The organism is Dickeya chrysanthemi NCPPB 402 (genome assembly GCF_000406105.1).
Taxonomy (GTDB): domain Bacteria; phylum Pseudomonadota; class Gammaproteobacteria; order Enterobacterales; family Enterobacteriaceae; genus Dickeya; species Dickeya chrysanthemi.
In genome coordinates, this window is sequence record NZ_CM001974.1 from 3,575,143 (window position 1) to 3,593,853 (window position 18,711).

The 18,711-nt window shown below is 53.7% G+C and carries 17 protein-coding genes; 2 read left to right on the forward strand and 15 right to left on the reverse strand.

Translation table 11 applies throughout. The features are described from left to right. The first annotated feature begins 88 nt into the window (after positions 1 to 88). The gene (locus DCH402_RS15680; protein WP_012770817.1) at positions 89 to 289 is read left to right on the forward strand and encodes a YaeP family protein; all 201 of its coding nucleotides are present in this window, start codon (positions 89 to 91) and stop codon (positions 287 to 289) included. Then, on the forward strand, positions 276 to 536 hold the full coding sequence (gene rof / locus DCH402_RS15685) for a Rho-binding antiterminator (protein ID WP_040002177.1): 261 nt from the start codon (positions 276 to 278) through the stop codon (positions 534 to 536). The genes DCH402_RS15680 and rof overlap by 14 nt, the downstream gene beginning before the upstream one ends. Positions 537 to 598: 62 nt before the next feature. Here rof and tilS read toward each other — a convergent pair whose 3' ends face one another. The 15 genes from tilS to ispC form a co-directional block, all read right to left on the reverse strand. Next, positions 599 to 1,927, reverse strand: a complete 1,329-nt coding sequence (gene tilS, locus DCH402_RS15690; RefSeq protein WP_040002179.1) for a tRNA lysidine(34) synthetase TilS — start codon at positions 1,925 to 1,927, stop codon at positions 599 to 601. After that, positions 1,917 to 2,306, reverse strand: coding sequence for a VOC family protein (locus tag DCH402_RS15695; RefSeq protein WP_040002180.1), 390 nt, complete (start codon positions 2,304 to 2,306; stop codon positions 1,917 to 1,919). Before DCH402_RS15695 ends, tilS begins: the two co-directional genes overlap by 11 nt. A 186-nt stretch (positions 2,307 to 2,492) precedes the next feature. After that, positions 2,493 to 3,452, reverse strand: coding sequence for an acetyl-CoA carboxylase carboxyl transferase subunit alpha (gene accA / locus DCH402_RS15700; protein WP_040002181.1), 960 nt, complete (start codon positions 3,450 to 3,452; stop codon positions 2,493 to 2,495). A gap of 12 nt (positions 3,453 to 3,464) precedes the next feature. After that, positions 3,465 to 6,947 carry a DNA polymerase III subunit alpha gene (gene dnaE, locus DCH402_RS15705; RefSeq protein ID WP_040002182.1) on the reverse strand — a complete coding sequence of 1,161 codons (3,483 nt, stop codon included), beginning with the start codon at positions 6,945 to 6,947 and terminating at the stop codon, positions 3,465 to 3,467. A gap of 77 nt (positions 6,948 to 7,024) precedes the next feature. Further along, positions 7,025 to 7,621 carry a ribonuclease HII gene (gene rnhB, locus DCH402_RS15710; RefSeq protein ID WP_040002183.1) on the reverse strand — a complete coding sequence of 199 codons (597 nt, stop codon included), beginning with the start codon at positions 7,619 to 7,621 and terminating at the stop codon, positions 7,025 to 7,027. Continuing rightward, a complete protein-coding gene (gene lpxB, locus DCH402_RS15715) occupies positions 7,614 to 8,765 on the reverse strand; it encodes a lipid-A-disaccharide synthase (RefSeq protein ID WP_040002184.1) in 1,152 nt (383 codons plus the stop codon). Before lpxB ends, rnhB begins: the two co-directional genes overlap by 8 nt. 3 nt (positions 8,766 to 8,768) lie before the next feature. Beyond that, on the reverse strand, positions 8,769 to 9,557 hold the full coding sequence (lpxA, locus tag DCH402_RS15720; RefSeq protein ID WP_040002185.1) for an acyl-ACP--UDP-N-acetylglucosamine O-acyltransferase: 789 nt from the start codon (positions 9,555 to 9,557) through the stop codon (positions 8,769 to 8,771). A gap of 3 nt (positions 9,558 to 9,560) precedes the next feature. Continuing rightward, entirely contained in the window at positions 9,561 to 10,016 is a 456-nt protein-coding gene (gene fabZ / locus DCH402_RS15725) for a 3-hydroxyacyl-ACP dehydratase FabZ (RefSeq protein WP_012770826.1), read from the reverse strand. A 150-nt stretch (positions 10,017 to 10,166) separates the two neighbouring features. Beyond that, a complete protein-coding gene (gene lpxD, locus DCH402_RS15730; protein WP_040002186.1) occupies positions 10,167 to 11,189 on the reverse strand; it encodes a UDP-3-O-(3-hydroxymyristoyl)glucosamine N-acyltransferase in 1,023 nt (340 codons plus the stop codon). Positions 11,190 to 11,192: 3 nt separating this feature from the next. Further along, entirely contained in the window at positions 11,193 to 11,690 is a 498-nt protein-coding gene (gene skp / locus DCH402_RS15735; protein ID WP_040002187.1) for a molecular chaperone Skp, read from the reverse strand. Positions 11,691 to 11,827: 137 nt separating this feature from the next. Next, entirely contained in the window at positions 11,828 to 14,245 is a 2,418-nt protein-coding gene (gene bamA / locus DCH402_RS15740) for an outer membrane protein assembly factor BamA (RefSeq protein WP_040002188.1), read from the reverse strand. A gap of 34 nt (positions 14,246 to 14,279) precedes the next feature. Further along, positions 14,280 to 15,635, reverse strand: a complete 1,356-nt coding sequence (gene rseP / locus DCH402_RS15745; RefSeq protein WP_040002189.1) for a sigma E protease regulator RseP — start codon at positions 15,633 to 15,635, stop codon at positions 14,280 to 14,282. A 21-nt stretch (positions 15,636 to 15,656) separates the two neighbouring features. Then, the gene (cdsA, locus tag DCH402_RS15750) at positions 15,657 to 16,514 is read right to left on the reverse strand and encodes a phosphatidate cytidylyltransferase (protein ID WP_040002190.1); all 858 of its coding nucleotides are present in this window, start codon (positions 16,512 to 16,514) and stop codon (positions 15,657 to 15,659) included. 9 nt (positions 16,515 to 16,523) lie between these two features. After that, on the reverse strand, positions 16,524 to 17,285 hold the full coding sequence (gene ispU, locus DCH402_RS15755; RefSeq protein WP_012770832.1) for a (2E,6E)-farnesyl-diphosphate-specific ditrans,polycis-undecaprenyl-diphosphate synthase: 762 nt from the start codon (positions 17,283 to 17,285) through the stop codon (positions 16,524 to 16,526). A gap of 181 nt (positions 17,286 to 17,466) precedes the next feature. Further along, positions 17,467 to 18,660 (reverse strand): 1-deoxy-D-xylulose-5-phosphate reductoisomerase, encoded by a 1,194-nt coding sequence (gene ispC, locus DCH402_RS15760; RefSeq protein ID WP_040003651.1) that lies wholly within the window; start codon positions 18,658 to 18,660, stop codon positions 17,467 to 17,469. Positions 18,661 to 18,711 lie beyond the last annotated feature (51 nt).

Consider the following 18,711-nt stretch of genomic DNA (forward strand, 5'->3'; position numbering starts at 1 on the left):
AGTTTATCTTCGTAGAACTACATTGCAGTCACGATAACCACGAAGGGTGCATGAATCGCTACCGGGGTAAGCTCTAAGGGAGGATATTGTGCAACAATACAGTGAATTAGTACGCCGTCTGTACGCGGAGATCGCCAGCGGCGATCTGGGGTTCATACCCGACGCGCTGGGTTGTGTGTTGAAAACCCTGGATGACATCGCGACAAATAGCGAATTACCATCCTCTGTCAGGGAACAGGCGGCCTATGCCGCCGCTAACTTATTGGTGAGCGATTATGTCAATGAGTAATGAATATCAACCCATTAATTGTGATGACTACGATAATCTGGAAGCCACCTGCCAGCAGCATCTGACATTAACGGTCGAATTGCGTGACGGCGAAATCGTGGTCGGCAAAGCCAGCGATATGATCTCTCGAAAAAACATCGAATACCTGGTGATTGACGATGCGGGCCAAAAACGCGAACTTCGACTCGACCACATCCTCAGCTTCAGTCACCCTGAAATAGGCAAAGTTGTGGTCAGCGAACCCTGATAACCCCAACTCATCTTTATCTTCGACATTCAGCATTAACGGACAACCCTGGTTGTCCGTTTTTACTCCGGCCTGCACCAATCGATAAACCACCCGGCGGCGTCCTGCATTACCGCCCCCTCTCGGGTCACGAATCGCCCCACTGCGGTAATCAGTTGCCGGTTGTAAAATACCAGCGGCGTGCGCTCACGCAGCCACGGCGGTACGTTCAGTTCCTGCCACAGTTTTTTAATCGGGCGTCCGTGGGCGCGCCCAACTATCTGCACATGCCCCTGGAAACCAAACCCTACCGTCACGGCTTCATCATGACGTGGTTGCCGTACCCAGGTTCCCTGCGTCGACAACTGCAATTGCCCGAGGTTATCCGGCAAAGGTAAAGGGGCTACCGTCGGTTGCCACGACAACACGTAGTCGGTCACCGGCTGCATCGTCGGGAGCAAATAAAGGTAATGACGAAATCGCCTGACCTGCCATGGACCAAGTTGTAACCGCGGGTTGGCGTCATCGCGACTGAGCGCCACCTCTTGCCATAATCGAACCAGTTGCTCACGAGACGGCATGCGAGCGCCCTGCTCTGCCAGCCACCGACGCAACAAGGCAAACCGCCGTGTCGCGCTCATCGGCATCAGAGCCTCTACACTCAATGCGCCGTCAGCATTGCGCAATGCCGCCAGCGACTCCGCCAACAGCTCATCCAACAGTTGTTCCTGCTCAGCACACAATGCCGCACTGCGTGCAACAGTGGATGGAAAATGGGGCCAACGCTGCTTCAACAATGGCAAGACTTGCCGACGCAGAAAATTACGGTCATAACGCTCATCAGCATTACTGTCGTCTTCTACCCAACTCAGTTGATGCAACCGGGCATAAATCTCCAGTTGCACACGACTGATGCTTAATAATGGGCGTTGCAGCACCATACCGTTCAGCGTTGCGGCCGCCGCCATCGACGCCAGGCCGGCAGGGCCGCTGCCACGCTTGAGCGCCAGCAGAAAAGTTTCGCTCTGATCATCCTGATGCTGGGCTGTCAGCAGCACTTCTCCATCGCACAAATATTGATGTAACACTTTATAACGTGCCGCCCGGGCCGCCGCTTCAATACCGCCGTCACGTGCATCTACCTGCACCGACACGACATCAAACGGCACCTGCCAGTTCAGACACTGAGTACGACAATGCTCAGCCCATGCATCGGCATTCATACTCAAACCATGATGCACGTATACCGCCCGTAGCGACAGGCAGCGTGGCAAACGCAAGCGCGTCATCACATGTAGCAGCACGGTGGAATCCAGACCGCCGCTGTAAGCCACCAGATAATGCCCGTAGCCAGCAACTTGCTCGTCAACGGCCGCCAGCAGTGTGGAAGAAATATCGGTATCAGCGTTCATACAACTCAAGCGGTAATCCATCAGGATCAGCGAAAAACGTAAACCGGCGCTCGGTATACTCATCTATGCGTACCGGTTCACAGTTTACGCCCGCCGCATTCAGCGCGGTCACCGCCGGTTCGATATCCTCAACCGCAAACGCCAGATGACGTAACCCACAAGCTTCCGGCCGGCTGACGCGCGCAGGCGGTGCAGGAAATGAAAACAGTTCGATCAGGTAACGACCGTTCAGCGCCAGATCACCTTTCCAGGAATCACGAGCGGCACGGTAAACCTCTTGTTGCAGCGTAAAACCGAGCACATCGCAGTAGAAACGCTTACTGCGCTCATAATCCGAGGCAATAATCGCGATATGGTGGATATCCAGCAGTGTCAGCATAAGGTTGATTCTCCGAAGAGGCGCACCACCACGCCTGTCGATGTGATGCCATGAGTCGGGAGAAAGGCTTGGGTCAGGTAATTATCGCCGTGAATATCACGCATCGCATAAAAAACCGTTATTAGCATAACAAAAAGTCCGCGATCGTTCCCAATCGCGGACTTTTCTTGCGTAACGCGTGCTAAATCAGCAGTAGCCGTAATTCATCAAACGCTGATAACGACGGTTCAGTAGTTCCTGTTCACTCAGTGTATCCAGCTCTTTCAGATCAGACAGCAATTGAGACTTCAATGATGCCGACATTGCTGCGATATCACGGTGAGCGGAACCCAGTGGCTCGGGAATCACGGAATCAATCAGCTTCAGCTCTTTCAGACGAGGAGCGGTAATGCCCATGGCTTCCGCGGCCAACGGCGCTTTATCTGCACTCTTCCACAGAATCGAAGCGCACCCTTCCGGCGAAATCACCGAATAGGTACTGTATTGCAGCATGTTGACTTTATCGCCGACACCGATGGCCAGCGCGCCGCCGGAACCGCCTTCACCGATAACGGTACAGACGATCGGCACACGCAAGCCGGACATTTCACGCAGGTTACGGGCAATCGCTTCAGACTGACCGCGCTCTTCCGCCCCCACGCCCGGATAGGCACCGGGAGTATCGATAAAGGTGATGATCGGCATTTTGAAGCGCTCGGCCATCTCCATCAGACGCAATGCCTTGCGATAACCTTCCGGAGCGGGCATCCCGAAGTTGCGACGGATTTTTTCTTTGGTTTCACGACCTTTCTGATGACCGATGATCATCACCGGCCGACCGTCGAGACGAGCAATCCCGCCGACGATCGCTTTGTCGTCGGCGTAGGCGCGATCGCCCGCCAGCTCATCAAAGTCGGAGAAAATATGCTTAACGTAGTCCAGGGTATAAGGACGTTGCGGATGGCGAGCCAGTTGGGCTACTTGCCATGCCCCCAGATCGGCAAAGATTTTCCGCGTCAGCTCTACGCTTTTCTCACGCAGACGCTTAACTTCCTCGTCCAGGTTAATATCCAATTTTTCATCTTGGCGGCTGACTGCGGTCAGGGAATCAATCTTCGCTTCCAACTCTGCAATCGGCTGCTCAAAATCAAGAAAATTCAGACTCATAGTATTCCTATTTTAGTCAAATTCCAGTTCTACCTGTTCATTACCAACCAGGGTACGTAAATCATTCAGCAACACATCGGTGGGCGTGACGCGCCATGCTGCACCAAAACGTAGCCGGGCACACGCATCCTGGCGCTGGTAGTAGAGATGCACCGGAATCGTCCCCGATCGATGGGGTTCCAACGACTGACGGAGACGGTTTAACAACTGGTCATCAATTTGCCTGTCAGTCAGCGAGATAGCAAGCCCACGCGCATATTTTTCCCGCGCTTCACTGATATCCATTAACTCTCTGACAGTCATTTTAAGTCCACCGCTGAAGTCATCAAAGCTGACCTGTCCGCTGGCTATCAAAATGCGATCCTGCTCCAGCAGGTGCTGATATTTTTCCAGCGCGTCGGTAAACAACATCACCTCCAGGCGACCGGAGCGATCATCCAGCGTGCAGACGCCAATACGGTTGCCCCGCTTGGTCACCATCACCCGGGCGGCCAGCACCAGCCCGACGGCAGTGGTCATTTTTCCCCGCTCCGTGGGATGCATGTCTTTCAACCGCACGCCTCCGGCGTAGCGTTCGATTTCCTTCAGATACTGGTTGATGGGATGGCCGGTCAGGTATAACCCCAACGTTTCCCTTTCACCATCCAGCACCACCTGCTCAGGCCACGGCGGCACCGTACTGTAAGACTGTTCTACCTGTTCGGGCGTTTCCGCCAGAACGCCGAACATATCCGCCTGACCGATAGCCTCGGCCTTCGCGTGCTGTTCCGCCGATTTCATCGCGTCCACCAGCGAATTCATCAGCGCCGCCCGGTGCGGGCCAAGCCGGTCAAACGCACCGGACATGATCAGTTTTTCCAGCACCCGGCGGTTCAGCTTCTTAATATCCGTGCGGGCGCACAGATCAAACAAATCACGGAAATAGCCGCCGTTATTACGTGCTTCGATAATGGCTTCAATCGGCCCTTCACCCACGCCTTTGATGGCACCGATACCGTAGACAATTTCGCCGTCATTGTTGACGTGGAAATGATAGAGCCCGCTATTGATATCCGGCGGCAGGATCTTCAACCCCATGCGCCAGCATTCATCCACCAGCCCGACGATCTTGTCGGTGTTGTCCATATCGGCGGTCATTACCGCCGCCATAAACTCCGCCGGGTAGTGTGCTTTCAGCCATAACGTCTGATACGACACCAAGGCATAAGCAGCCGAATGCGACTTGTTAAAGCCATAACCGGCGAATTTCTCCACCAGGTCGAAGATTTTCATCGACAGCTCGCCGTCGACCCCCATCCTCTCCGCGCCCTCTTTGAATACCGAGCGCTGTTTGGCCATTTCTTCAGGTTTTTTCTTACCCATCGCGCGGCGCAGCATATCCGCACCGCCAAGGGTGTACCCGGCCAGCACCTGGGCAATCTGCATCACCTGTTCCTGATACAGAATAATACCATAGGTCGGCTCCAGCACAGGCTTGAGCGTCTCATGCTGCCACTGGATATCCGGGTAGGAAATCTCTTCACGTCCGTGCTTACGGTCGATAAAGTTATCCACCATCCCTGATTGCAGCGGCCCAGGGCGGAACAGGGCCACCAGGGCGATCATATCCTCAAAACAGTCCGGCTTAAGGCGCTTGATCAGGTCTTTCATGCCGCGCGATTCAAGCTGGAACACCGCCGTGGTTTCCGAGCGCTGCAGCATGTCGAAACTTTTTTTGTCGTCCAGCGGGATGGCGGCGATATCTACCGGTTCCAGTCCCTGTTTCTCGCGCCGGGCGTTGATCATCTCCAGCGCCCAGTTAATGATGGTCAGCGTGCGCAAGCCGAGGAAGTCGAATTTCACCAGCCCGGCGTATTCTACGTCGCTCTTGTCGAACTGAGTGACCGGGTGATGCCCTTCCGGGTCGCAATACAGTGGCGCAAAATCGGTGATTTTAGTGGGCGAAATCACCACCCCACCGGCATGTTTACCGGCGTTACGGGTTACCCCCTCCAACTTGCGCGCCATATCAATCAGCGCTTTAACCTCTTCGTCCGCTTCGTAAATTTCGCCCAGTTGCGGCTCGGCCGCAAAGGCTTTTTCCAGCGTCATGCCCGGATCGGGCGGCACCAGTTTGGAAATCCTGTCGACAAAACCATACGGATGCCCCAACACCCGGCCCACGTCACGGATAACCGCTTTAGCCGCCATGGTACCGAAGGTGATGATTTGCGACACCGCATCGCGGCCGTACATATCCGCCACATGTTCGATCACCAGATCACGTTTTTCCATGCAGAAATCGACGTCGAAGTCAGGCATCGACACACGTTCCGGGTTAAGGAAGCGTTCGAACAGCAGGTCGAATTCCAGCGGGTCCAGATCGGTAATCTTCAGCGCGTAGGCCACCAGCGAACCGGCGCCGGAACCTCGTCCCGGACCTACCGGTACATCGTTATCCTTTGACCATTGGATAAACTCCATCACAATCAGGAAGTAACCGGGGAAGCCCATCTGGTTGATAACGTTCAGCTCGATTTCCAGACGCTCATCGTATTCCAGACGGCGCTGGGCGCGGACCTCTTCATCCGGAAATAAAAACGTCAGTCGCTCTTCCAACCCCTTTCTGGCGCACATGACCAGATAGTCTTCGGTCGACATGTCGCCAGTAGGAAATTGAGGCAGGAAATACTCACCGAGCCGAATAGTCACGTTACAACGTTTGGCAATCTCTACCGTGTTAATCAGCGCTTCCGGGATGTCGGCAAACAGCTCGCACATCTCATCTTCGCTACGCATGTACTGCTGCGGACTATAATTACGGGGGCGTTTAGGGTCGTCCAGGGTAAAGCCGTCATGAATCGCTACGCGAATTTCATGCGCGTCAAAATCATCCTGACTGATGAAACAGACTTCGTTGGTGGCGACGACCGGTAAGCCGTGCGCGGTAGCCAGCGTCACTGCGGCATGCAGATAACTTTCTTCGTCCGGTCGACCAGTACGCGTCAGCTCCAGATAAAACCGCTGAGGAAAATGTTGCTGGTAAAACGCGACGCACTGTTCCACCAATGCCTGATTACCACGCAATAAAAACTTGCCGATATCACCATGACGCCCGCCGGACAACAACAGCAACCCTGCCTGATGCTCCACCAGCCATGCCCGATCGATCGTCGGCCCGTCAGCGCCGTATCCGCGCTGGTAAGCTCGTGAAATCAGCAACGTCAGGTTCTGATAACCTTCGTTATTCATCGCCAAAACGGTGAGATGCGCCAGTTCGTCGCCTAACTCTTCGCTTTGCAGATAAAAATCAGCGCCGATGATCGGCTTAATACCGGCGCTATGCGCACCGCCATAGAATTTTACCAGCCCGCACAGGTTGGTAAAGTCGGTGATTGCCAGCGCCGGCATCCCCAGAGCAGCGGCTTTTTTTACCAACGGGCCGATTTTTGCCAGCCCATCGATCATGGAATAGTCACTGTGAACACGCAGGTGAATAAAACGTGGTTCGGCCATTTACGGATCCCATAATCTTTTCAGTAACCCGCCTGATAGATAGCATCAGGCACATTATGCGTTTCCAGACGTTTGCGTTACGCCAGACCCAGCGCCCGTTTAACCGGAGCAAAACTGCGCCTGTGGTGAAGGGTGGCGCCCAACGTCGCCAGTTTTTCAAGGTGATATGCCGTAGGATACCCTTTGTGCTGCGCAAATCCATACTCTGGAAATTGCCGGTCCAGCACTTCCATTTCGCGATCCCGCGTCACTTTGGCCAAAATCGAGGCCGCGCTGATTTCCGCTACCCGACTATCCCCTTTGACCACCGCCTGCGACGGCATCGGCAAAGCTGGGCAACGGTTACCGTCGATCAGCACAAAATCCGGCGTAATCGGCAAGGCAGCCACCGCACGCTGCATCGCCAGCATGGTGGCATGCAGAATATTAAGTGAATCAATCTCTTCCGGCTCGGCGCGGCCAAGGCTCCAGGCCAACGCTTTTTCCCGAATTTCATCGTATAACGCCAGACGGCGTTTCTCGCTGAGCGCTTTGGAATCCGCCAGCCCGACAATCGGCCGGCTCGGGTCCAAAATCACCGCCGCCGTCACCACCGCACCAACCAGCGGGCCGCGTCCCACTTCATCCACGCCGGCAATGCAACGTGCCTGTGGATAAACAAAAACATCACTCATAACCGCACAGCTCCAGTACTGCCTGCGCCGCCTGCTCATCGGCGTCGCATCGAATCTGCTCATGCAAATGTAAGAATGTCTGCTGCAATTGCCGGGCTGCGTCACCGCCGGCAAGCCAGGGTAATAACGCCGTCGACAGTTTGTCGGGCGTGCAATCGTCCTGCAACAATTCGCTGACCAGTTCACGCCCCGCCAGTAAATTAGGCAACGATACCCACGGCGTTTTCACCAGTCGTTTCGCCAGCCAGAACGTAAAGGCGCGCATCCGGTATCCCACCACCATCGGGCACTTCGCCAGCATGCACTCCAGCGCCGCCGTACCGGATGCCAGCAAGGCAGCGTCGCTGGCGATCATCGCATCACGTGCCTGCCCGTCCAGCAGCCGAATTGTCATGTCCGGCGCGACTTCAGCCTTAATTTTTTCGAACTGTTCGCGGCGTCGCTGATTTACCAGCGGCACGATCACTTCCAGTTCAGGGTAGGTTTGCCGCAACAATTGCGCCGTTTTCAGAAAATCCGCACTCAACATTTCTACTTCGGCGCCGCGACTACCCGGCAACATAGCCAGGCAACGCGCGTCTTCCGGCAGCCCTAACGTACGTCGTGCGGCGGCTTTGTCCGGATGCAGCGGCATCGCATCCGCCATGGTATGGCCGATAAAACGACAAGGCACATTGAAGCGATCATAAAAAGCTTTTTCGAACGGCAGAAACGCCAGCACCAGATGTGTGGCTTTACCTATCTTGAAGACGCGCTTTTGCCGCCATGCCCACACCGACGGGCTGACATAGTGGATGGTTTTGATGCCATTGCGCTTGAGACGACCTTCCAGCGTAATGTTAAAGTCGGGAGCATCGATACCGACAAACACATCGGGTTGCAATGCACTGAAACGCTGCGTCAGGTCGCGACGGATTTTCAACAAACGGGGCAGGCGTTCCAATACTTCAACCACCCCCATCACCGCCAGTTCTTCCATCTCATACCAGGCTTCACAACCTTCAGCCTGCATCAGCGGACCTGCCACACCAACAAAGCGGGCATCAGGCACGTAAGCTTTCAGTGCGCGGATCAAGCCGGCACCAAGAATATCGCCGGAGGTTTCTCCGGCGACCAGTCCGATAGTCAGGGGACGCTGCGTCATGACTTAGCGAATAATGCCGCGCGTCGAGCGGGTAAAGAAATCGAGGTAAGCCTGTACCGCAGAATGCTCCGCCGCCAACGCTTCGAGATCAGCTTTCACTTCGTCCAACGTCTTACCACTGCGATAGATCAGTTTGTAAGCGTTACGAATGGCATGCAGCGTGTCCTTTTCAAACCCGCGACGTTTAAGCCCTTCAATATTGATGCCGAATGGCGTAGCGTGATTGCCTTGCGCTATCAGATACGGCGGAACATCCTGAGCGACGCCGGAGCAACCACCCACCATGACATGAGCGCCAATCACACAGAACTGGTGCACTGCCGTCATGCCGCCGATAATCGCGAAATCATCAACGGAAACATGGCCGCCCAACGTCGCATTGTTCGCCAGAATGCAACGATTACCGATAACACAATCGTGAGCGATATGGGTATTGATCATCAGCAAATTATCGTTACCGACTTTAGTCAACCCACCGCCCTGAGCAGTACCACGATGAATGGTCACGCTTTCACGAATACGGTTGCGATCGCCCACTTCAACACGGGTCGGCTCACCGGCGTATTTCAAGTCCTGGTTGACTTCACCAATCGTTACAAACTGATAAATTTCGTTGTCACGACCAATCCTGGTGATGCCATTAACGACGACATGAGACTTCAGCACCGTACCTGCGCCAATCTCAACCTGCGCGCCGATATGGCAAAACGGCCCGATATGAACACCGGCACCGATAACGGCGCCGTCTTCAACAATCGAACTGGGGTGAATAAAGGCGGTTTGATCAATCACTAATCAGCCCTCCCGACGACGAGCGCACATCATTTCCGCTTCACAAGCGACTTCGCCATCAACCTTAGCAACACCTTTGAAACGCGCAATGCCACGGCGCTCCTTGATGAACTCGACTTCCAGGATCATCTGGTCGCCTGGTTCTACTGGGCGTTTGAAACGTGCTTCATCTACAGCGGCGAAGTAGTACAGCTCGCCCGGTTCCAGTTTACCCAGGCTCTTAAACGCCAAAATCCCCGTGGCCTGCGCCATAGCTTCGAGAATCAACACACCCGGGAAAATCGGCTTGCCAGGGAAATGCCCCTGAAAGAACGGCTCATTAAAAGAGACATTTTTTACCGCGCGCAGGAATTTTCCTTTCTCAAAATCCAGTACACGATCCACCAGCAAAAACGGATAGCGGTGCGGTAGTAGATCCAGAATCTCTTCGATATGCAGAGTATGCGTGTCTGTATTCAAAATACTCTTCCTGTCAATAAAAACGATAGCATTAACAACACGGCCTGCACATTCCCCGACGAGGGAGGAACAACATGCAGGCCGCAAATAAAAATTACGCACATCGGCGTCAGTCTTACACCCGAAACTCAGGGTTATGAATACCAGTGATTAGCGGTCTTCGAGCTTACGCTCGACGGCCTTGAGTCGTTTACTCATCTCATCAATATTCATCACCAGCGCGGCTGTTTTGCGCCAGACTTTGTTCGGTTGTAACGGGATCCCGGAGGAGTAAACTCCCGGCTCGGTGATCGGCCGCATGACCATCCCCATCCCTGTGACTGTTACCTTGTCGCAAATCTCCATGTGACCATTGATCACGCTGGCACCGCCAATCATGCAATACCGGCCAATCTTCAGACTGCCCGCCATGATGACACCACCGGCCACGGCGGTATTGTCCCCAATCACAACGTTGTGTGCAATCTGACATTGGTTATCAATGATGACACCGTCACCAATAATGGTGTCATCCAGCGCACCACGATCAATGGTGGTACTGGCACCGATCTCGACACGATCGCCGATGATAACCGTCCCCAACTGGGGAATCTTGATCCAATTGCCACGATCGTTGGCGTACCCGAATCCATCTGAACCGATTATCGCACCAGATTGAATCAAGCATTTTTCGCCCAATACAACGTTATGGTAAATGGTGACGTTGGCCCATAACCGGGTTCCCGCACCAATACGGGCATTCTTGCCGATAAAGCAGCCAGCGCCAATCACGGCACCATCACCCAGCTCAACGCCGGATTCAATCACCGCATTAGCACCGACCGAAACCCCATCTCCTAAACGCGCATCAGGAGCTATCACCGCTGAAGGTGCGATCCCCTGTGCAGGCGCCGGCGTTGTATCCATCAACTGCGCCATACGCGCATAGGCCAAATAGGGATTCTTTACCACTAACGCAGCAATATTACAGAACGGCAAATCAGCTTCCGTCAGTACTACTGCCGAGGCCTGAGTGCTGCCCAGTTGTTCACGATAGCGGCTATCGGATAAAAATGTAATCTGTCCAGCCTGCGCTGAATGCATAGAAGCAACAGCGGTGATGACGATATCGCCATCACCGTGTAATTGTGCATCCAACTGTTGAGCCAAGGCGTCCAGTCGAATTGAAAACATGAATTATTTAACCTGTTTCAGCACATCAGCAGTAATGTCTTTCGCGTTGTCTGCATAGGCAACGGCGTTAGCGTCGATAACTACGTCATAACCCTGTTTGGTCGCAACGGCTTTTACCGCATCCTGAATACGGCTCAGGATTTTGTTACGCTCTTCCATCTGACGACGACGATTGTCCTGATCGAACGCCTGCGCTTTGCTGGAGAACTGCTCACGCTGAGCCATCACGTCGCTTTCCATCTTGGAACGTTCGCTGGCTTTCATGGTAGAACCATCACGCTGCAGCTTCTGCATTTTTTCCTGCAGGCCGCGTTCCATAGACTGCAGTTCAGCGGCACGGCCTTTGAACTCGTTTTCCAGCTGTTTGCCTACGGCTTCACGCTGCGGCAGTTGTTGGAAGATGCTGGAAACATTGACAATAGCAATCTTGTCAGCAGCCTGAGCACCGGCAGAGACAGCCAGCGTTAAACCCAACCCTGCGGCATACAACCACTTTTTCACGTTAAAACTCCTTACCCTAAGTATTTCTGCGCTGATTGCGCTTATCGTAATCACGGCATCGGCAGCCAAGCTGTTCGCTTAAAGTACCACCGAATGCCGGTATATTTTCCATTCGATTCAAACGGTACGCAGCCCGATTACCAGGTCTTACCAATGTTAAACTGGAACTGCTCGGAGCGATCGCCTTCATATTTCTTAAACGGCTGCGCGTACGAGAACACCAACGGCCCCAGCGGCGACATCCATTGCACGGCGAGACCGGAGGACATACGAATATTGCCGGGCGTACTGTAATCCGGCACGCCAGCCGCCAGCGTCTGGGCGGTATTTTCCCAGTGCGTATCCCACACGGTACCAGCATCAACAAAGAAAGAAGTACGTACCGAACTGGAATATTTATCACTAATGAACGGCGTAGGCACGATCAATTCCGCACTGGCGGTCGCCATAGCGTTACCACCCACCGCATCACTCATTTCAGATCCATCAATGCTGCACGACGACACACTCCGATTAGCGCAGTTCGTGTAGTAAGCCGCTTTCGGACCAATGGTATTAGAACGGAAGCCGCGCACCGAGCTGGAGCCGCCACCGAAGAAGTTGTCGTAGAACGGCACTTCTTTACCACTTAATCCATCGGCATAACCTGCTTTGGTTTTCGCCATCAGTACCCAGTTGTGGCTTTCGCTGAGTGGGAAGTAACTCGCCGAATCAAAGGTCAGCTTATAGTATTCGTTGTCGGATCCCGGCACCGTCACCTTAGCGTTCAGGTTGGCACGGTTGCCCGCTGTCGGGAAGTAACCACGGTCAAGGTTATTGTAAGTCCAGCCCGATGTCAGGAAGAAATCGTTGGCGTCGAAACTGGCGCTCGACGTCGTACTCGGATCAGGATCCACGCCGGCTTTGTTGAGGTAGCGCCACATGGCGACCTGAGGCTTCATGTCAGACAACGAGTTGTGCACGTAATCCAAACCGACGCGCAGCGAGTTATTCTCGTTGATTGGGAAGCCCAGCGTTGTACCCGCACCATAACTTTGGTTGGTGTAGTCGGAAAGATCCGCATCCAGCGCCTCGAGGTTGTTATAGAAAATACGGCCGCCGAGACTCACGCCATCCACAGTGAAGTACGGGTCGGTCATCGACAACTCTATATACGTCTGGTAGTCGTTGCGAGTCCCGCTGATGCCGACGGAGTTACCGGTTCCCAGCCAGTTGTCCTGCTGAACGCCCGCCTGGAAGCTGATGCCGCTTTCCGTACCGAAGCCGACGCCAAAGTTAAGGCTACCGGTATTACGCTCCTTGACCTTGTACACCACGTCCACCTGATCCGGCGTACCCGGCACACGCTGGGTTTCGGTATCCACGCTTTCGAAATAGCCAAGGCGGTTCAGACGCTCTTTACCCTGCTGTACCAAATCGTTGCCGAGCCAGCCGCCTTCCATCTGGCGCATTTCGCGACGCAGCACGGAATCTTTGGAGACATCGTTACCTTCAAAACGGACGCGACGCACCGTAAAACGGTTCCCCGCATCCACATTGATATTCAACCGCACCGTCTTGTCGGCATCGTTGATTTCCGGTTGAGTCACCACGCGCGGATAGGCATAGCCATAGCGGCCCAGCAGTTTTTTGATGTCCTCTTCCATCCGGGTCACTTTCGTGCCGTTATACAGCTCACCCGGCTGGATACGAGTCAAATCTTCAATTTCAGTGGCATGCCCAACCAGGTTGCCGCGAACCATCACGCCGGAGAGTTTGTATTGGTTACCCTCGGTAATATTGATGGTGATATAAATGCCTTTCTTGTCGGGCGTCAGGCTCACCTGCGTCGAGTCAATGTTGAAGCGAGCATAACCGCGGTCAAGATAAAAACTGCGTAGCGTTTCCAGGTCGCCGGACAGTTTCTGCTTCTCATATTTGCGATCCCCGACCACGTTCCACCACGGCACTTCATCACGTAACTGGAAGCGGGAAATCAATTCATCAGAGCTGAAGGACTTATTGCCGACGATATTGATCTGCTGGATCTTGGCAGATACCCCTTCGGTAAACACCAATTTGAGATCAACGCGATTGCGAGGAAGCGGCGTGACGACGGCCTTTACCGTAGCGCTGTATTTACCCACGCTGTAGTAGAAATCTTCCAGCCCTTTCTCGATGTTGGACAAGGTGGTTCGGTCGAGCGCTTCACCTACGCGTACGCCCGATGCTTCCAGATTCTCCTTGAGCATCTCTTCCTTCACCGCCTTGTTGCCGGAAAAGGTCAGGCTGGCGATGGTCGGACGTTCCTTGACCTGAATCAGCAGCGAATTCCCATCGCGCAGGACACGAACATCTTCGAAGTTCCCGGTCGCAAACAAAGCTCGAATGGTGTTACCGATATCTTCGTCAGTGACAGTATCCCCTACCCGAACAGGCATGCTGAGCAATGCCGCACCGACGGCAACCCGTTGCAGGCCCTCGAAATGAATATCTTTCACTAAGAACCCGTCTGCACCGTATACGGTGGCGCTGCTAAACAGCAGCGACGCTATGAGCAACTTTTTCATCGCCATCGTTGTTATGCGTTTTTCCTAACCTAATCCACGCCTAAAGGCGGGAGAAATCATTGAAAAGTGCAAGACCCATTAACATCACCAGCAACACCGTGCCAATGCGATAACTGACGTCCTGCACACGCTCGGAAACCGGTCCACCCTTCAGCTTTTCGATAGCCAGAAAGAGCAGATGACCACCATCCAGTACCGGCAGAGGGAACAGATTGATAATCCCCAGATTGACGCTAATCAGCGCCAAAAACATCAGGTAATACACCAATCCATAATCTGCTGACATGCCTGCTCCCTGCGCGATGGAGATCGGGCCGCTCAGGTTATTCAGTTTCACGTCGCCGGTAATCAACTTACCCAGCATACTGACTGTCAGCTTCATCAACAGCCAGGTTTTATTCCCGGCCTCATAGATGGCGCTGAACGGCCCATACTGGCGCACGGTTTTATACTCATCAGGCAGAGGGGTCACTTTAGGCACCACGCCGGCAAACCCTTCCAGACGCCCTTTCGCCACCGTTTTACTGTCTGGAGTTAGCGTAACAGAAAGGGTATTTCCGCCTCTTTCCACCTCCAGCGCAACCGGTTTACCTGGGTTATCACGCACGGCAATGACAAACTGCTGCCAGCGCGCCAACAGTTGACCATCGACTTTAACGATCCTGTCCCCGACTTGCAAACCCGCTTTTTCAGCCGCGGAACGAGGCTGAACCTGCGTCAGCACGGTTTCAACCTGCGGCCCTTTAGGCACAATCCCCAGCGATACCGCCGGATCCTGCCTTTCCGGGTCGAAATGCCAGTCTTGCAACTCAAGCCGTTTGCTCTCTGTATTAGCGGTACCTAACGGCGCAGTTTCAATCACCACGTCAGGCTCGCCAATCCTGCCAATCAAGGCCAGGCGTGCGCTATCCCAATCAGGCGTTTCGATACCGTCAATCGACTTTAGTTCCGTTCCCGGTGAAATTTGGGCCGTTGCCGCAATCGAGCCGGGTAAAACCTCGCCGACCACCGGGCGGATACCCGGAACGCCAATGATGAACACCAGCCAATAAGCCATGACGGCAAACACGAAGTTGGCAATCGGCCCGGCGCTGACAATCGCCGCTCGCTGCCAGATCATTTTGTGGTTGAATGCCTGATGCCGGAGCCCGGCAGGCACCTCATCGACCCGGCCGTCAAGCATTTTCACGTAACCGCCGAGCGGAATCAGCGCGATCACATATTCTGTCCCCTGCCGATCGCGGCGGCGCCATAACGCCTTGCCGAAGCCGATGGAGAATCGTTCAACACGAACGCCGCAACGGCGGGCGACCCAGAAATGCCCAAATTCATGCACAGTGATCAACACACCGAGCGCAACGACGAATGCAGCCAGGCTCCAGAGAATATTCAGCATAAACCGACTCTACTTGTATTCCTAAACAGCCTTGAACAGCAGCAGCATCAGACAGGAAAATACCGGTATGGCTGCGGTCAGACTGTCAATACGATCCAGTACCCCACCGTGACCCGGAATCAGGTGACTGCTGTCCTTGATACCGGCTTCACGCTTGAACATGCTTTCCGTCAGGTCGCCCAATACCGAAGCCAGCGTTGCTACAATAGAACAAACCAGCAGGGTAAAGGTCGAAACAGACAATGGCGCATAGTGGCTAAACAGTAACGCAATCATCGCTGATGTTGCCAGGCCGCCGATGAATCCTTCCCAGGTTTTTCCCGGCGAGACTTTGGGCGCCAGTTTATGTCGGCCAAACAGTTTACCAAACATATAAGCACCGCTATCCGCGCCCCATACCAGCACCATCACATAGAGTAACCACCAGGCTCCGCTAAAAGGATTGGATTCATACTCGAATTGCCGCAGCGCTAGCATCCCCCAGAAAAAAGGTACGATAGTCAACAAGCCAAAGCAGAGACGCAGCAGACGAGAATGACGCCACAATGCAGCAGAAGACGGATAAAACAGCACCATCAGCAGTGCTATCCCCCACCAGATCAGGGAGATCCATAGAGACAGGCAAACCGGCACAAACGCAACGGAATAGTGATAATCAGGCAAGGTCAGCATCATCGCCGCCAGCAGAAAACCGCAGGCGATGGCAAGCCAGATTCGCTGAGTGTAAGAAACCAAACCAGCCAGTTGACCCCACTCCCAGGCGGCCAGCATACAAACAGCCAGCGTCACCAGAGAAAAAACCAACGGCGGCAGGAAAAAAAGCGCCGCAATAACTAAAGGAATAAGAATCAGCGCAGTAATCAGGCGATACTTCAGCAAAAATACCCCCTACGATGCATTCGCATCGTCAGGCGTGGTTCCCCCAAAGCGACGCTCACGTTGAGCAAAGGCATGAATGGCACCTTCAAAGGTTTGTTCGTCAAAATCCGGCCAGAGAACATCGGTAAAATAGAGTTCTGCATACGCAATCTGCCATAACAGGAAATTGCTGATGCGATGTTCTCCACTGGTTCTTATTAGCAGATCAACCGGAGCCAGATCGTTTAAGCACATGTAACGATTCAGAGTCGACTCGTCAATAGTATCAGGACGCAGCAACCCTTCCTGGACCTGCTCGGCAATTTTTCTGACCCCGTGGATAATATCCCAACGCCCGCCATAATTCGCAGCAATATTCAGAGTCAGGCCGGTATTATTTTCCGTCATCGCTTCAGAACGCTGTATAAGCCCCTGTAATCGGCTACTGAATCGACTAATATCACCGATCACGCGCAAACGGACATTGTGCTTGTGCAGGTTTTTGACTTCGCTATTCAATACACGCACAAACAACTCCATCAGCGCAGAGACTTCCTGTGCAGGACGGTTCCAGTTTTCGCTACTAAATGCGTATAACGTCAAGGCTTCAAGGTTCTGTCCAACCGCATAACTGATCGCTCGGCGTACTGACTTCACTCCAGCCTGGTGACCGAAGATCCGCAGCTTTCCCCTCTGTTTAGCCCAACGGCCATTGCCATCCATGATTATTGCTACATGGCGCGGACCGTTAGGTAACAACTTCTGACTACCGTGTTGATTTTCGGAGGGCATAGCGTGTATTGATTTCCTCGAGCAAGAAAATGATTATTCCAGTCGCAGCCAAACCTGACAGCATAAAAAAAGCTGTGAACACACAGCTTTCATCACCGTGGCGTTTATTAATAACCACCTGCATCAAGCGGCGCTGACTATACCATTTCAGGCGCATGTGAACAAACACACCAGCTTAGGGTCACTGATAACGCCGCAATACATTTTCTGCAGCTTGTCTTGCCCAGGTATCGATAGACAATACATCATCAACACTTTGCGGCTCAGGTAGTGTCAGTTGTTCCATCACGCACTGATTGACTGCGGCGATATCGGTAAAACGAATACCGGATTGAAGGAATGCCGCAACCGCAATTTCATTTGCCGCATTGAGCGCCGTAGTGGCGGCTTGCCCTTGATTACATGCATCAATAGCCAGACGCAGACAAGGGTAACGCTGGAAATCCGGTGCAGAAAAGGTCAACTCCCCCAACTGGCAGAAATCAAGCGCAGGCGCACCGGAAAAAACACGGTCAGGATAAGCCATCGCATAGGCTATAGGGGTTCGCATATCTGGCGTTCCCAACTGCGCCAATACACTGCCATCCCGATAACGCACCATAGAATGGATAACGGATTGGGGATGGATAACCACTTCCATCTGTGATTCAGAGGCGTTAAACAGCCAACGCGCCTCAATATATTCCAGTCCCTTATTCATCATGGTGGCGGAATCCACCGAAATCTTTCGCCCCATAGACCAGTTTGGATGGGCGCACGCCTGCTCAGGAGTGACGCTCTCCAATGCAGCAAACGGAATCTCACGGAATGGGCCACCCGAACCGGTCAGCACCACCCGCTCAACCCCGTATTGCGTTAGGGAAGCATATCCCAGTTGCCGCTGGATTGGCTCAGGTAAACTCTGAAAAATGGCACTGTGTTCGCTATCAACCGGCAACAATTGCGCCCCGTTTTTCGCTACCTCGTCCATGAACAGACGACCACAGGTCACCAGCGATTCTTTATTAGCCAGCAGAACCTGCTTGCCGGCGCGGATCGCCGCTAATGCCGGCAACAGTCCGGCTGCACCGACAATCGCTGCCATCACCTGATCGACGTCATCCAGCGCCGCCAGCTCACAGGCAGCCTGTTCGCCCGATAGCACTACCGTATTGCTGCCCGCATCCCGTAAGCGGAGACGCAGTTCACGCGCGGCGTTCTCATCCGCCATAGAGGCATAAGCGGGGCAGAACTCCAGGCATTGCTCCGCCATCAGAGAAACATTGCGTCCGGCGACCAACGCCATGATCGAAAACTTGTCTGGGTTGGCCCTGACCACGGCCAGGGAACTGACGCCAATAGAACCGGTGGAACCGAGGATTGTCAGTTGCTTCATGAATATGACCTGATAAAACTGGGGGTTGATTACAGGCGTGGTGCCAGTCTG

What these genes read in the sequence shown, in the direction of transcription:
- rof (WP_040002177.1), top strand. Translation starts at nt 276, where the DNA reads ATGTCAATGAGTAATGAATATCAACCCATTAATTGTGATGACTACGAT.
- tilS (WP_040002179.1), bottom strand. Translation starts at nt 1,927, where the DNA reads ATGAACGCTGATACCGATATTTCTTCCACACTGCTGGCGGCCGTTGAC.
- DCH402_RS15695 (WP_040002180.1), bottom strand. Translation starts at nt 2,306, where the DNA reads ATGCTGACACTGCTGGATATCCACCATATCGCGATTATTGCCTCGGAT.
- accA (WP_040002181.1), bottom strand. Translation starts at nt 3,452, where the DNA reads ATGAGTCTGAATTTTCTTGATTTTGAGCAGCCGATTGCAGAGTTGGAA.
- dnaE (WP_040002182.1), bottom strand. Translation starts at nt 6,947, where the DNA reads ATGGCCGAACCACGTTTTATTCACCTGCGTGTTCACAGTGACTATTCC.
- rnhB (WP_040002183.1), bottom strand. Translation starts at nt 7,621, where the DNA reads ATGAGTGATGTTTTTGTTTATCCACAGGCACGTTGCATTGCCGGCGTG.
- lpxB (WP_040002184.1), bottom strand. Translation starts at nt 8,765, where the DNA reads ATGACGCAGCGTCCCCTGACTATCGGACTGGTCGCCGGAGAAACCTCC.
- lpxD (WP_040002186.1), bottom strand. Translation starts at nt 11,189, where the DNA reads ATGTTTTCAATTCGACTGGACGCCTTGGCTCAACAGTTGGATGCACAA.
- bamA (WP_040002188.1), bottom strand. Translation starts at nt 14,245, where the DNA reads ATGGCGATGAAAAAGTTGCTCATAGCGTCGCTGCTGTTTAGCAGCGCC.
- rseP (WP_040002189.1), bottom strand. Translation starts at nt 15,635, where the DNA reads ATGCTGAATATTCTCTGGAGCCTGGCTGCATTCGTCGTTGCGCTCGGT.
- ispU (WP_012770832.1), bottom strand. Translation starts at nt 17,285, where the DNA reads ATGCCCTCCGAAAATCAACACGGTAGTCAGAAGTTGTTACCTAACGGT.
- ispC (WP_040003651.1), bottom strand. Translation starts at nt 18,660, where the DNA reads ATGAAGCAACTGACAATCCTCGGTTCCACCGGTTCTATTGGCGTCAGT.